Source organism: Clostridium sp. chh4-2, from assembly GCF_002899675.1.
Classification (GTDB): Bacteria; Bacillota; Clostridia; order Lachnospirales; family Lachnospiraceae; genus CHH4-2.
Window position 1 is genome coordinate 1 of the sequence record NZ_PKUU01000058.1, and the last position, 545, is coordinate 545.

General features: G+C 55.8%; 1 rRNA gene. It reads left to right on the forward strand.

From position 1 onward, the window contains the following. A 23S ribosomal RNA gene (locus C0033_RS26670) occupies positions 1-545 on the forward strand; the annotation flags it as partial.

The following is a 545-nucleotide window of genomic DNA, read 5'->3' on the forward strand; positions in this document are numbered from 1 at the left end:
CAGAGCCGCTGTTGGGATACCACCCTTGTGTGATTGGATTTCTAACCTGCAGCCGTGACCCGGCTGGGGGACAATGTCAGGCGGGGAGTTTGACTGGGGCGGTCGCCTCCGAAAGGGTATCGGAGGCGCTCAAAGGTTCCCTCAGAATGGTTGGAAACCATTCGAAGAGTGCAAAGGCATAAGGGAGCTTGACTGCGAGACCGACGGGTCGAGCAGGTACGAAAGTAGGACTTAGTGATCCGGTGGTATAAAGTGGGATTGCCATCGCTCAACGGATAAAAGCTACCCTGGGGATAACAGGCTTATCACTCCCAAGAGTTCACATCGACGGAGTGGTTTGGCACCTCGATGTCGGCTCATCGCATCCTGGGGCTGAAGTAGGTCCCAAGGGTTGGGCTGTTCGCCCATTAAAGCGGTACGCGAGCTGGGTTCAGAACGTCGTGAGACAGTTCGGTCCCTATCCGGCGTGGGCGTAAGATATTTGAGAGGAGCTGTCCTTAGTACGAGAGGACCGGGATGGACTGACCGCTGGTGTATCTGTTAGG